Annotated in this window: 14 protein-coding genes; 5 read left to right on the top strand and 9 right to left on the bottom strand. The window is 67.2% G+C overall.

Annotation, left to right across the window (positions count from 1 at the left end; genetic code table 11):
* Positions 1-166 precede the first annotated feature (166 nt).
* The 4 genes from AWC07_RS10665 to AWC07_RS10650 all read right to left on the bottom strand — a co-directional run bounded on the left by AWC07_RS10665 (position 167) and on the right by AWC07_RS10650 (position 4218).
* On the bottom strand, positions 167-535 hold the full coding sequence (locus tag AWC07_RS10665; RefSeq protein WP_244187557.1) for a hypothetical protein: 369 nt from the start codon (positions 533-535) through the stop codon (positions 167-169).
* 217 nt (positions 536-752) lie between these two features.
* A complete protein-coding gene (locus AWC07_RS10660) occupies positions 753-1895 on the bottom strand; it encodes a DUF4185 domain-containing protein (protein ID WP_085105063.1) in 1143 nt (380 codons plus the stop codon).
* Between the two features lies 1 nt (position 1896).
* Positions 1897-2952, bottom strand: coding sequence for an aspartate-semialdehyde dehydrogenase (locus AWC07_RS10655; RefSeq protein WP_036416912.1), 1056 nt, complete (start codon positions 2950-2952; stop codon positions 1897-1899).
* Positions 2953-4218, bottom strand: coding sequence for an aspartate kinase (locus tag AWC07_RS10650; RefSeq protein ID WP_036416905.1), 1266 nt, complete (start codon positions 4216-4218; stop codon positions 2953-2955).
* Positions 4219-4583: 365 nt separating this feature from the next.
* Here AWC07_RS10650 and leuA point away from each other — a divergent pair, with 365 nt between their 5' ends.
* Together leuA and AWC07_RS28670 are read left to right on the top strand one after the other, a co-directional pair.
* Positions 4584-6398: a 2-isopropylmalate synthase gene (gene leuA / locus AWC07_RS10645; protein WP_036416904.1), complete on the top strand. Its 1815-nt coding sequence runs from the start codon at positions 4584-4586 to the stop codon at positions 6396-6398.
* Positions 6399-6595: 197 nt separating this feature from the next.
* Positions 6596-6841, top strand: coding sequence for a DUF4190 domain-containing protein (locus AWC07_RS28670; RefSeq protein ID WP_244187556.1), 246 nt, complete (start codon positions 6596-6598; stop codon positions 6839-6841).
* Positions 6842-7012: 171 nt separating this feature from the next.
* Here the strand turns inward: AWC07_RS28670 and AWC07_RS10635 are convergent, their stop codons facing one another.
* The gene (locus AWC07_RS10635) at positions 7013-8002 is read right to left on the bottom strand and encodes a DEDDh family exonuclease (RefSeq protein ID WP_036416925.1); all 990 of its coding nucleotides are present in this window, start codon (positions 8000-8002) and stop codon (positions 7013-7015) included.
* Between the two features lie 237 nt (positions 8003-8239).
* On the opposite strand from AWC07_RS10635, the gene AWC07_RS10625 reads away from it, so the two are divergent.
* Together AWC07_RS10625 and AWC07_RS10620 are read left to right on the top strand one after the other, a co-directional pair.
* Positions 8240-9481, top strand: coding sequence for a Mur ligase family protein (locus AWC07_RS10625; protein ID WP_036416901.1), 1242 nt, complete (start codon positions 8240-8242; stop codon positions 9479-9481).
* Complete coding sequence (locus AWC07_RS10620; RefSeq protein WP_036416900.1) at positions 9474-10178, top strand: type 1 glutamine amidotransferase; 705 nt, start codon at positions 9474-9476, stop codon at positions 10176-10178. The genes AWC07_RS10625 and AWC07_RS10620 overlap by 8 nt, the downstream gene beginning before the upstream one ends.
* A 4-nt stretch (positions 10179-10182) precedes the next feature.
* On the opposite strand, the gene AWC07_RS10615 is transcribed toward AWC07_RS10620, so the two are convergent.
* From AWC07_RS10615 to AWC07_RS10605, 3 genes are all read right to left on the bottom strand, one after another.
* Positions 10183-11028, bottom strand: a complete 846-nt coding sequence (locus AWC07_RS10615; RefSeq protein WP_036416899.1) for a hypothetical protein — start codon at positions 11026-11028, stop codon at positions 10183-10185.
* A 110-nt stretch (positions 11029-11138) separates the two neighbouring features.
* Complete coding sequence (gene recR / locus AWC07_RS10610) at positions 11139-11750, bottom strand: recombination mediator RecR (protein WP_036416898.1); 612 nt, start codon at positions 11748-11750, stop codon at positions 11139-11141.
* Positions 11751-11761: 11 nt separating this feature from the next.
* Positions 11762-12148 carry a YbaB/EbfC family nucleoid-associated protein gene (locus AWC07_RS10605; RefSeq protein WP_084293654.1) on the bottom strand — a complete coding sequence of 129 codons (387 nt, stop codon included), beginning with the start codon at positions 12146-12148 and terminating at the stop codon, positions 11762-11764.
* A gap of 98 nt (positions 12149-12246) precedes the next feature.
* On the opposite strand from AWC07_RS10605, the gene AWC07_RS10600 reads away from it, so the two are divergent.
* Complete coding sequence (locus tag AWC07_RS10600; RefSeq protein ID WP_051508147.1) at positions 12247-13020, top strand: Rv3717 family N-acetylmuramoyl-L-alanine amidase; 774 nt, start codon at positions 12247-12249, stop codon at positions 13018-13020.
* Here the strand turns inward: AWC07_RS10600 and AWC07_RS10595 are convergent.
* A complete protein-coding gene (locus tag AWC07_RS10595) occupies positions 13017-13454 on the bottom strand; it encodes an SRPBCC family protein (RefSeq protein ID WP_036416893.1) in 438 nt (145 codons plus the stop codon). The two genes, AWC07_RS10600 and AWC07_RS10595, sit on opposite strands and share 4 nt — an antisense overlap.
* Between the last annotated feature and the right edge of the window lie 11 nt (positions 13455-13465).

Here is a 13465-nt window from a genome sequence, read left to right as displayed (position 1 = left end):
TTGGCTGTGGGGGCGGTGAGGGTGCGGGCTCCGGTGTTTCGCTCATCACTCGAATATTGCTCAGCCCCGCGACAACCGCAAAGGGTTACTGCGATATGACCCCGGATTGATCACAAATTCATGAGGCCCGGTGCTCAAGTGAGCACCGGGCCTGGTGTCGAAGTTTCTAACGACCAGGTGTGGTGGCCGGCGTAACCGAGGACGGCACCTGGGCGGGACCGCCGGGACCGGTGCTCGGGCTCACCGCCGGTGCCGCACCGTCGGGACCTCCCATCCGGTGCATCATCGCGTGGGGCTTGTGATGGCGGTGGTGGAAGCCGCCGTGACCGCTTTGCATGCCGAGCCGGAACCCGGTGAAGAAGATCACCGCAACGATGAACACGATTCCGGCGACTATGACCACCCATGCCGCGGCTTTGAAGACCTTGGGAGTCTGATGGGGTGCCGGCGGCACCGCCGCCGGCGGTGGTGGTGGTGCTACTGCGGTAGACGTGGGCGCTGTCGGAATTTCAGGTGTTTCGCTCATGAGACGCATGATGCCGGGGCAAACAGTGGTGGCGGCTATGCGCAACTTATGTAGTAGCTGTGAGGAGCCGCCTCTGCTGGCGGTGATGGCGACGGCGCCGGCATCGATGCGAGGCCCGACCCACCTCCGTTCATGAACATGGGTGGCAGCGGGGGTAAAGGCGGCAAAGGCACTGGCGGTGGTGGCGGCAGAAGTACCCCAAGTATCGCCGCGTCTAAGGCTCTGATCAGGGCTTGAACGGATTGACCGCGAACTGGATCACCCGGTACGGCGCGCCGGCACGCGGATCGGCGTTGTTCCACTGGCTGACGAATATCCGCAGCTCATCGAGGGTGGACCCGGGCGAGATGTAGCCGCCATACGGCTGCGCCAGCCGATTGTCGTAGGGCGGCGGCAGGCTTTCGGCCGGCTCGGGCCATTCCTCCTCGTGTTGCACCACGGTGGTCACCGGAGCGGTACCAAGCGATGTCGGGTCGTCGGCCACCCGGACCTCCATGTCGCCGTTACTGGCGTTGAAATACGACAGCACCGTCTTGCCCTCGATCTGCCGGATGCTCATCTCGCCGACCCGGTCGGGCCACAGCGCGGTCGGCGGCTTGTTCCAGCCGCCACCGGGTCCAGCGGCCCAGCCCTGCCAGCGGGACCGGTCGGTGAACGCCTCCGGGGTGGCCCGATACAGCACCACCGGTCGCCGACGGCTGAAGCTGTCGGCCACGATGTACACCCACCCGGTCGGCGAATCCGAGGTGGGAATCGGGTCGTAGTACCCGCTGATCTGTGTCTGCCCCCAGCGCTGGTAGGACGCATCGCGCCGGGACCCCGGAACCGTCTGCCAGCCGCCGCGCGCCGGTTCGGCCACCACCAGCCGCGTACTCTGCGGCACAAGGTCTTTGGTCGTGGCCACCATCAAATAGTTGCGGCGGTTGATCTGCACCACTCCGGCGGGCAGCTGCGACATTTCCGGTGGCGTCGGATCGGCCAGTAGCGGCTGGCTCACGCCGGTGACGCCGGTGTAGCGCACCCCGGCGGGGTCGTCGACCGACTCGGTGTCGACGTGCAGTGCCACCGGTGAGTACCAGCTGCCGAACCCGACGCCCTGGCCGGCGAAGCTGTCGCCGCAGACTTGCAGCAATTGGCTGGGGAATTCGACGAACTCGCACAGGTCGGTGGCGCCGATGCCGTAATCCCCGGTGGGAGTTCCGGTTCCGGCCGTCGGACCGATCCGCAGTACCTGACCGGGTGCCAGCGGCTGCAGGATCGGCTCGGGCGCCGGCGCCGGCGGATCGGCGTGGGCAACCCAAAAGCATTGCGGGACAAGGAAAGACGCTACCAGCGAGCACCGCGCGACCCAGGCGGAGCTCACCCGCATGTCACAAGTCGGCGGCCAGCAGCTCGGCGATCTGGATGGTGTTCAGTGCCGCCCCCTTGCGCAGGTTGTCCCCCGCGACGAACAGCGCCAGACCGCGCCCGTCCGGTACCCCGTCGTCGTGCCGGATGCGGCCGACCAGTGACTCGTCCACACCTGCGGCGGCCAGCGGCGTCGGCACATCGACCACCTTCACGCCGGGTGCGCTCTCAAGCAGTTCCCGAGCCCGCTCGGGCGAAAGTGGCCGGGCGAATTCGGCGTTGATGGACAAGCAGTGCCCGGTGAACACCGGCACCCGCACGCAGGTGCCGCTGACCGCCAGGTCGGGAATGCCCAGGATCTTGCGGCTCTCGAAGCGCAGCTTCTGGTCCTCGTCGGTCTCGCCGGAGCCGTCGTCCACCAACGACCCGGCCAGCGGCACCACGTTGAACGCGATCGGCGCGACGTACTTCTGCGGCGGCGGGAAGTCCAGCGCGCCGCCGTCGTGCACCAACGCTTCGGCGTCGTCGATGACCGCACGCGCCTGGGCGGCCAGTTCGGCCACCCCGGCCAGGCCGCTACCGGAGACCGCTTGATAGGTGGAGGCCACCACGCGGACCAGCTGCGCCTCGTCGTGCAGCACCTTGAGCACCGGCATCGCCGCCATGGTGGTGCAGTTCGGGTTGGCAATAATGCCCTTCTTGAGAGACCCCGCCCCGCGCACATCCCGCTCGAAGTTGACCTCCGACACCACCAACGGGACATCCGGGTCCTTGCGCCAAGCCGACGAATTGTCGATCACCGTCACGCCCGCGGCGGCGAACCGCGGCGCCTGCACCCGCGACATCGCCGCGCCGGCGGAAAACAGGGCGATGTCCAGCCCGCTGGGGTCCGCCGTCTCGGCGTCTTCGACCTCGATCTCCTGACCGCGGAAGGCCAGCTTGCGGCCCTGGGAGCGGGCCGAGGCGAAGAACCGCACCGATGTCGCAGGGAAGTTGCGCTCGTCGAGCAGCGTGCGCATCACCTGGCCCACCTGGCCGGTGGCGCCGACTATTCCGATCGACAAACCTGTCGCAACCATCTAGCGTCCCGTCCCCGCGTATACCGTGGCATCTTCGTCGCCGCCGAGGCCGAACGCCTCGTGCAGCGCAACAACGGCCTTGTCCAGCTCGGTGTCGCGGCACAGCACCGAGATCCGGATCTCCGAGGTGGAGATCAGCTCGATGTTCACCCCGACGGCGGCCAGCGCCTCACAGAAGGTCGCCGTGACCCCCGGGTGGCTGCGCATGCCCGCCCCGATCAGCGACACCTTGCCGATGTGGTCGTCGTAGAGCAGCTGGGAAAAGCCGATCTCGTCCTTGAGCGAGTCCAGCTTGGCCACCGCGGTCGGCCCGACGTCGCGCGAGCAGGTGAAGGTGATGTCGGTCTTGCCGTCCTCGATCTTGGAGACGTTCTGCAGCACCATGTCGATGTTCACCTCGGCGTCGGCGATGGCGCGGAACACCTTGGCCGCATAGCCGGGGATGTCGGGCAGCCCGACAATCGTCACCTTGGCTTCGCTGCGGTCGTGCGCGACTCCGGTCAGGATGGGGTCTTCCATAGGTACGTCCTTGATCGATCCGACGACGACGGTGCCCGGCCGGTCCGAATACGACGAGCGGACATGCACCGGAATGTTGTAGCGGCGGGCGTATTCCACGCAGCGCAGCATCAATACCTTGGCGCCGCAGGCCGCCATCTCGAGCATCTCCTCGAACGTGACCGTGTCCAGCTTGCGCGCGTTGTGCACGATCCGCGGGTCTGCGGTGAAGATGCCGTCGACGTCGGTGTAGATCTCGCACACGTCGGCGCGCAGCGCGGCCGCCAGGGCGACCGCCGTGGTGTCCGAGCCGCCGCGGCCCAGGGTGGTGACGTCGCGGGTGTCCTGGCTGACGCCCTGAAATCCAGCGACCAGCACGATCCGGCCTTCGTCGAGCGCGGCCCGCACCCGTCCCGGCGTGACGTCGATGATCTTGGCGTTGCCGTGGGTGCCGGTGGTGATCACCCCGGCCTGCGAACCGGTGAAGGATCGGGCCTGGGCTCCCAGCGATTCGATTGCCATGGCCACCAACGCATTCGAGATGCGTTCACCGGCGGTCAGCAGCATGTCGAGTTCCCGGGGCGGCGGAGCCGGACATACCTGCTGAGCCAGGTCCAGCAGGTCGTCGGTGGTGTCACCCATCGCCGAGACGACGACGACCACGTCGTTGCCCTGCTTCCTGGCCTCTACGATGCGTTCGGCGACCCGGCGGATCCGATCGGCGTCGGCCACCGAGGATCCGCCGTACTTCTGCACGACGAGCGCCACTGATCTTTTCCTGTCTTGATTGGCCCGGCTTCAGGTCCACAACAGGATACGTGGACGCGCATCGAGTGTGAGCTGACGGCTTCGAGTGTGAGCTGACGGCTTCGAGTGCGAGCTCGGGGCGGAACTTTCGCGATTTCCCCGCCCTCAACGCACACCCACACCCGTCAGTGCACACTCGGTGTCGACAGCCGTGACCGGTTTTGGTGATCGGATCGATAGCGGTAGAGTGCACAACGTGCAGCGGGTGCTCCTCCTCGGACGCCGCGACGGGGTCTGATCCAGACCGGCTTTTCGTCGCGGGCGTTCGCGACGCGCCGGTCTGAGGTTCCTTCTCACAACCCCGTTCATCACCCGGAGCAACCACCGTGACCAATTCCGATTCACCCGACAGCTATACGTTCGCCCGGACCGTCGTCAAACCTTCCGGCCCGCCGCGGCCCGGCCAACCCGGATGGAATCCCCAGCGGGGCTCGTCGATGCCGGTCCACCGGTACCGCCCCTTCGCCGAAGAAGTCGAGCCCATCCGGCTGCCCGACCGCACCTGGCCTGACCGCTTCATCACCGGCGCGCCGCTGTGGTGCGCGGTGGATCTGCGCGACGGCAACCAGGCGCTGATCGACCCCATGAGCCCGGCCCGCAAGCGCCGCATGTTCGACCTGCTGGTTCGCATGGGCTACAAGGAGATCGAGGTCGGGTTCCCGTCGGCCAGCCAGACCGACTTCGACTTCGTCCGCGAGATCATCGAGCAGGGCGCGATCCCCGACGACGTCACCATCCAGGTGCTGACCCAATGCCGTCCGGAGCTAATCGAGCGCACCTTCGAGGCATGCGCCGGAGCGCCGCGCGCCATCGTGCACTTCTACAACTCGACGTCGATCCTGCAGCGCCGGGTGGTGTTCAAAGCAGACCGTGCCGCCGTGCGGGCCATCGCCACCGACGGCGCCCGCAAGTGCGTCGAGGAGGCGGCCAAGTATCCGGGGACCCAGTGGCGTTTCGAGTACTCGCCGGAGTCCTACACCGGCACCGAGCTGGAATACGCCAAACAAGTCTGCGACGCGGTCGGCGACATCATCCAGCCGACGCCGGACAACCCGATCATCTTCAACCTGCCCGCCACCGTGGAAATGGCCACACCCAATGTGTACGCCGACTCGATCGAGTGGATGAGCCGCAACCTGGCGCGTCGCGACTCCGTCATTCTGAGCTTGCATCCGCACAACGACCGCGGAACCGCCGTCGCCGCAGCCGAATTGGGTTATCAGGCCGGTGCCGACCGGATTGAGGGCTGCCTGTTCGGCAACGGCGAGCGCACCGGCAACGTATGCCTGGTGACGCTGGGGCTCAACCTGTTCTCCCGCGGGGTAGACCCGCAGATCGACTTCTCGAACATCGACGAGATCCGCCGCACGGTCGAGTACTGCAACCAGCTGCCGGTGCACGAGCGTCACCCTTACGGCGGGGACCTGGTCTACACGGCGTTCTCCGGCAGCCATCAGGACGCCATCAACAAGGGCTTGGACGCGATGAAGTTCGACGCGGACGCCGCCGACACCGACGTCGACGACATGTTGTGGCAGGTGCCGTATCTGCCGATCGACCCGCGGGATGTCGGCCGCACCTACGAGGCGGTGATTCGCGTCAATTCGCAGTCCGGTAAGGGCGGGGTGGCCTACATCATGAAGGCCGACCACGGCCTGGCCCTGCCGCGACGGCTGCAGATCGAGTTCTCGCGCGTGATCCAACAGATCGCAGAGGGCACGGCGGGCGAGGGCGGTGAGGTCTCACCGAAGGAGATGTGGGATGTATTCGCCGAGGAATACCTGGCCCCGGTACGGCCGCTGGAGCGGATCAAGCAGCACGTCGATGCCGCCGACGACGACGGCGGCACCACCAGCATCGTCGCGACCGTCAAGATCGACGGCGTGGAGACCGAGATCAGCGGCACCGGTAACGGCCCACTGGCCGCGTTTGTCGATGCGCTGCGTCCCGTCGGCTTCGACGTGGCCATCCTGGATTACTCCGAGCACGCGATGAGCGCCGGCGGCGACGCGCAGGCCGCGGCATATGTCGAGGCGTCGGTGGCCGGCAAGGTCGTTTGGGGCGTGGGTATCGCGCCGTCGATCACCACCGCGTCGTTGCGCGCGGTGGTGTCAGCAGTCAACCGGGCATCGCGAGACTAGGCAGGAGGCGCGCCATCACACAGCCCCCCGACGAGCGGCCCCCCGGGATCCAGCAGCCGAGCGCCGGCGGCTATCCGCCACCGCCCTACCCAGGGGGCTATCCGCCGCCGCAGCAGCAATACCCCGGCTACCCTTACCCGCCGCCCGCTCCGAAGAACGGCCTGGGCATCGCGGCACTGGTCATCGGAATCCTCGCGGTGCTCTTGTGCCTGTTGCCAGTTGGCTTAGGAATCATCCTCGGCATCTGCGCCGTGGTGATGGGATCCTTCGGGCGAACGCGGGTCAGACGCGGCGAAGCCGACAACAACGGTGTCGCGGTTGCCGGCATCGTGCTGGGCATAGTGGCGATCGTCGTCGGCTTGGCGGTTCCCGGGTACTTTGCGATCAGTTACGAGCAATGCCGAAGCAATGCTCACAGCCCAGCCGAACTTGCGCATTGCTGAGTTCATTCCCAGCAAGCGGTCCACGACCCGGGCCGGCTCATCGTCGGTGGGGGATGCCCGGAATGGTGCGGCGTTGCGGGTTCGGCGGCATCAGTGGGTGTGTCGCCGCCGCCAGAACATTGTCGGGAACGACCTGCTGCTGATCGTCGTCTTCAGAAGTGCAAGCAAGATTCAGAAGAGGGCGAGCTGCTCGTCGAGCAAGCCGGGGTCGGTGAATACCTCCATGCTGGTGCCGCCGACGACGGATGCCACCCGGTCCATGAACTGCGCGTCGGATACCACCGGCACCCCCAGCTGCAGGGCGTGATATCCCTTGCCCTGGTCGGGAGCGGTCTCGTTGCATACCACTAGTGAGGTCTCCCGGTCTACGTCGTCGCTATAAGCCAGTCCCGCATACAAGATCCGCTCGACCAGCTCCTCATGTGTGCGCCCCACCTCGGCGGCCAACGCCACCCGCATGCCCTGCACTAAGGGCCGGCCGGTGACGTAGCGGCCCGGGTTGAGATACGGGCAGAGCATCCGGGACGCCATCACCTTCAGCGGGCGCAGCTCGTCGTGAGTCACCCGCCCGTTGGGCCAATGACGCCGGGTCACCGGACGTATCGGCAGCCAGACATCCAGTTCCCGAGCCCGCTCGAGAGCGGGCGTCAGCACCCTGGTCAACACCAGCGCGTCGTCGAAGGCGTCGTGCGGGCGCTCCTGGGTGATACCCCAGTGCGCGGCGAGCGTCTCCAGCCGCAGATTGTCCATGCCGAGCTCGAGCCGACGGGCCAGCTCGACCGTGCACATGACGGTGTCGACGGGAAGTTCGGCGTCGGCCAGTTCGGCTTCGGCGGCCAGGAACGCGTAGTCGAACGCGACATTGTGCGCTATCAGGGTGCGCCCGCGTAGCACCTCGATCAGCTCACCGACAATGTCGGCGAATTGCGGCTGGTCTTCGAGCATGGTCGCGGTCAGACCGTGGACATGGGTGGGACCGGGGTCCACCCCGGGATTGAGCAAGCTGACCACGGACTGCTCCACCCGCCCGTCGGCATCGAGGCCTAGCGCGGCGATGCTGAGGATCCGGGCCTGACCAGGCCGAAAGCCAGAGGTCTCGACGTCGATGACGGCCCAACCCTCGCGCGGGTGGCTGGCCGGCCGTCCCCAGGTGTGGCTCACAAGGTTGAGGATGGCATGCGCGACCGACATCAGCGGCGTCACTGCGCATCGTGTCGCGCTGAAACCACACGAGGGCGACCCGTCCCCGGCAAGCGGGTGGGGTCCCGCGGAGCTAGGGCGACCCCCCTGCGCCCGGCGACAAGCACCGAGCTTGCGATCGCGCTGAAACCACACGAGGGCGACCCGCTACGCCCGGCGACAAGCACCGAGCTTGCGATCGCCCTTAAACTCACCCGGGTGATCACCACCCGGGCCCGCCTTGCCCTCGCCGCCGGAGCGAGCGCGCGCTGGGCATCGCGAGTCACCGGGCGCGGAGCCGGCGCGATGATCGGCGGCCTGGTCGCGATGACCCTGGACCGCTCGGTGCTGCGCCAACTCGCCTCCGGCCGTCGCACCGTGGTCGTCACCGGGACCAACGGCAAGTCGACGACCACCCGGATGACGGCCGCAGCTTTAGGCACGTTGGGCGCAGTGGCCACCAACACCGAGGGCGCCAACATGGATGCGGGCCTGGTGGCCGCACTGGCCGCGGATCGTCATGCCAAGCTGGCGGCTCTGGAAGTCGACGAAATGCACGTTCCGCACGTGTCCGACGCCGTGGAGCCCGCTGTCATCGTCCTGCTGAACCTGTCGCGGGATCAGCTGGATCGCGTCGGCGAGATCACCGTGATCGAACGCACCCTGCGGGCCGGCCTCGCCCGGCACCCGCGGGCCATCGTCGTCGCCAACTGCGACGACGTGCTGATGACGTCGGCGGCCTACGACAGCTCGCAGGTGGTGTGGGTGGCCGCGGGCGGCTCCTGGTCCAACGATTCGGTGAGCTGCCCCCGCAGCGGCGAGGTCATCGTCCGCGAGCACGGCCACTGGTACAGCACCGGCGCCGACTTCAAGCGGCCCAGCCCGCAGTGGTGGTTCGACGACCACACCCTGTACGGGCCCGACGGGCTGGCGCTGCCGATGCGGTTGGCGCTTCCGGGGGCGGTGAATCGCGGCAATGCCGCCCAGGCCGTCGCGGCCGCCGTCGCGCTGGGCGCCGATCCCCGGAAAGCCGTCGCCGCTGTCTGCAACGTCGACGAGGTCGCCGGGCGCTACCGGACCGTGCGGATCGGCGCGCACGAAGCGCGGATCCTGCTGGCCAAGAACCCGGCCGGCTGGCAGGAAGCGCTGTCGATGGTAGACAAACGGGCGGCCGGGGTGGTCATCGCGGTCAACGGTCAGGTCCCCGACGGCGAGGACCTGTCGTGGCTGTGGGACGTACGCTTCGAGCATTTCGAAGAGACGTTCAAAACAACCCCAGTCATCGCAGCCGGCGAACGCGGCACCGACCTGGCGGTGCGTCTCGGCTACGCGGGTGTCGAGCACACCCTGGTGCACGACACCATGGCGGCCATCGCGTCCTGCCCGCCGGGGCGGGTCGAGGTCGTCGCCAACTACACCGCGTTCCTGCAGCTGCACCGGGCATTGGCCCTACATGGCTGACTCCAAGGTGCGGATCGGGCTGGTGCTGCCCGACGTGATGGGCACCTACGGCGACGGCGGCAACGCCGTGGTGCTGCGCCAACGGCTGCTGCTGCGAGGCATCCCCGCCGAGATCGTCGAGATCACGCTGGCTGATCCGGTCCCGGAGTCGTTGGACCTCTACACCTTGGGCGGCGCGGAGGACTATGCCCAGCGGCTGGCCACCAAGCACCTGCTGCAATACCCGGGCCTGCAGCATGCGGCGGCCCGGGGCGCGCCCGTGCTGGCGATCTGTGCGGCTGTCCAGGTGCTCGGCCAGTGGTACGAGACATCCTCGGGAGAACGGGTCGACGGCGTTGGCCTGCTCGATGCCACCACCTCGCCGCAACAGGCGCGCACCATCGGCGAGCTGGTCAGCACGCCGTTGCTGACCGGTTTGACGCAGCCGTTGACCGGCTTTGAAAACCACCGCGGGGGCACCGTCCTGGGGCCCGGGGCATCGCCGTTGGGGGCGGTGGTCAAGGGTGCCGGCAACCGAGCCGGCGATGGCTTCGACGGCGTGGTTCAGGGCGGCGTAGTCGCGACTTACATGCACGGGCCGTGTCTGGCCCGCAACCCCGAGCTTGCCGACCTGTTGCTCGGCAAGGTGGTGGGTTCGCTACAGCCGCTGGAGCTCCCCGAGGTGGACCTGCTGCGGCGCGAGCGACTGCGTGCTTAAGGGCTTAAGGCCGCCACCCTCTGGCCAGCAGTGCGTTACGCACCCGGGCGATCACCTCGTCGGACCTGTCTTCGGCGATCACCCGGATGATCAGCCAGCCCAGCTGCGCGAGGGTGCGCAGTCGCCGCTGGTCGTGCGCATACCGCCGGCGATCGGTGCGGTGTTGGTCACCGTCATATTCGGCCGCCACCTGGTATTTCTCCCAGCCCATATCCAGCATCGCGATCAGCCGCCAATCCCGCTGCACCGGTATCTGCGTGCTGGGTAGGGGAAACCCGGCATCGATCAGCAACAGCCGCAGCCAGGTCTCTTTGGGCGACGCCGCTCCCGCGTCGATGAGCGGCAGCACCGCCCGCAGTCGCCGGACACCGCGCGCACCCGCGTAGCGCTTGGCCAACAGGAACACATCTTCGGTTGAGAACGGCGTCGCTCGCATGAGAGCGTCGAGGCGCGCCACGGCCTGTCCGCGTGGCAGGTGCCTACCGAGGTCATATGCCGTCCGCGCCAACGTCGTCACCGGCAGGCCCACGACCCGGGTGACCTCGTCATCGGCCAGGACCTCATCGCGAACGACGAGCCCCCGCGGCGGCCTGGTGTTGGACCAGGCCAACTCGATGGCGACGTCATCGTCGATCCATTGCGCGCCATGCAGTGCGGATGCGGCTATACCGGAAATAACCGCTCGGCGTCCCGACCATAGCCATGCCCCGATAGTCCGGTCGCGCAGTGACAGGTTGTGCCGCCGTGGGGCGTAGACACCTGGATACACCGGCCGGTACCACCGTTGCAGTTCGTGCCGGGTCACTTTCCTGGACGAGACAGCTTCGCTGCCGATGAAAACCGCCGTCATGGCTTGAAATGTTGGCAGCGGGAACCGACAACTCACCGAGCCTGTAAATCTGCAGAGAAAGTGCGAGTAGCGGCCTGCGAAATTACAGGCTCGGCGACATCACGGAGAAATCAGGCGAGCACCCGGCGGCCGGTCAACGCGCGGCCGAGGGTCAGCTCGTCGGCGAACTCCAGGTCGCCGCCCATCGGCAGACCGGACGCGATCCGGGTGACGGTCAGGCCGGGGATGTCGCGCAGCATCCGCACCAGGTAGGTGGCGGTGGCCTCACCCTCGGTATTGGGGTCGGTGGCGATGATCACCTCGGTGATGTCGACGTCGTCGACCCGCTCACCGATGCGGCTCAGCAGCTCGCGGATCCGCAGCTGCTCAGGACCGATCCCGGACAATGGATCAAGCGCACCACCCAAGACGTGGTAGCGGCCGCGGAATTCGCGGGTGCGCTCGACGGCTTGGATGTCCTTGGGCTCCTCAACGACGCACACCAGGGAGCCGTCGCGTCGTGGATCAGCGCAGATGCGGCAACGCTCGCCATCGGAGACGTTGCCGCAGACGGCGCAGAACCGCACGCCGTCGCGCACCCGGCTCAGCACTGCGGTCAGGCGGTCGATATCCGACGGCTCGACCGACAAGAGATGAAATGCAATGCGCTGCGCACTCTTGGGTCCGATACCCGGCAACTTCCCGAGTTCGTCGATCAGATCCTGGACAGGTCCCTCGAACATGTCGGTACGGGTCAGACCCCCGGCATACCCGGCGCACCCGGCATACCCGGCGCACCCGGCGCTCCCGGCATCCCCGGCCCGGGCGCACCCGGCGGACGCATCGCGCCGGCCAGCGCCCCCAGCCGTTCCTGCGCCATCTTCGTCACTTGCTGCGACGCGTCGCGCATCGCACCGACGATCAGGTCCTGCAACGTCTCGATGTCGTTGGGGTCGACGACCTTGGGATCGATCGTCACACCGATCACCTCGCCGCTGCCTTTGACCCGAACCTGGACCAAGCCCCCACCGGCTTGGCCGTGTACCTCGGAGTTGGCCAGTTGGTGCTGAGCTTCCAGTAGCTTCTGCTGCATCTGCTGCGCCTGGGCCAGCAGTGCCGACATATCGCCTCCAGGTTGCATGACAGTCCCCTCGCATCTTTGTCTCGAGTTGGTTTCGCCTGCGGTTGTCGGGCGATTCGAAACATCCAGCCTAGACCGCGCCGCGTTAGCTTTGCGCAGTGGACGTACGAGTCAGCCTGCGTGTCGGGATCGCCTTCCTACTCCAAGGGGTCGCCGGCGTGCTCGTCGCCGCTGCGCTACCGCTGGTCCCGAAAGCCGCCGCCACCCCCGCGAGTATCGCCGGCATGGTGGTATTCATCGATCCCGGCCACAACGGGGCCAACGACTCGTCGATCGGGCGCCAGGTGCCCACGGGTCGGGGCGGCACCAAGGACTGCCAAGCCAGCGGAACGTCGACCAACAGCGGCTATCCGGAGCACACCTTCACCTGGGACACCGCGCTGCGGCTGCGGGCCGCGCTCAACGCGCTGGGCGTGCGCACCGCCATGTCGCGCGGCAACGACAACGCGCTGGGACCGTGCGTCGACGAGCGGGCCAACATGGCCAACGCCCTGCATCCCAACGCGGTCGTCAGCCTGCATGCCGACGGCGGGCCGGCCACCGGCCGCGGCTTCCACGTCAACTACTCGGCCCCGCCACTGAACGCGACCCAGGCCGGACCCTCGGTGCAGTTCGCCAAGGTGATGCGGGACCAGCTGCAGGCCTCGGGCATTCCGCCGGCCAACTACATCGGCCAGGACGGGCTGTACGGACGTTCCGACCTGGCGGGCCTGAACCTGGCGCAGTATCCGTCGATCCTGGTCGAGCTGGGCAACATGAAGAACCCGGCGGACTCGGCGCTGATCGAATCCGCCGAGGGCCGGCAAAAGTACGCCAGCGCGCTGGTCCGCGGCATCGCAGGTTTCCTGGCCGCCCAAAGCCAGGCGCGTTAGCTTTCCAGCTGCTTTTTCAGGTTGGCCAGCACTTCGCCCTGAATCCGCTTCAATCCCAGTGGCGCAAACGTCTTTTCGAAGAAACCCTTGACGCCCCCCGCGCCGTTCCAGGTGGTCTTGACGGTGACGCTGCAGCCGGGTCCCGCGGGAGCCACCGTCCAATTGGTGATCATGGACGAGTTCGCGTCCTTTTCGATCACCGTGTGGCCCGCGACGTCGACATTGACCTGCACATTGCGCACGCGTGATTTGGTGGCCTGCAGCCGCCACTTGGCGACCGTGCCCTGCCCCTGGCCACCCTCGAGCACCTGGTACTCGCTGTACTGCGGAGAGAGGATTTTCGGGCGGACATCGCGATAATCGGCCACCGCATCGAGTGCGGTCGCGGGCTCAGCATTGATCAAGATCGTGCTGGCTGCGCTCACCTGTGCCATCAGGCGCAACT

The sequence above is a fragment of the Mycobacterium gastri genome (genome assembly GCF_002102175.1).
Taxonomy (GTDB): domain Bacteria; phylum Actinomycetota; class Actinomycetes; order Mycobacteriales; family Mycobacteriaceae; genus Mycobacterium; species Mycobacterium gastri.
This window is presented reverse-complemented; position numbering and strand designations above follow the sequence as displayed.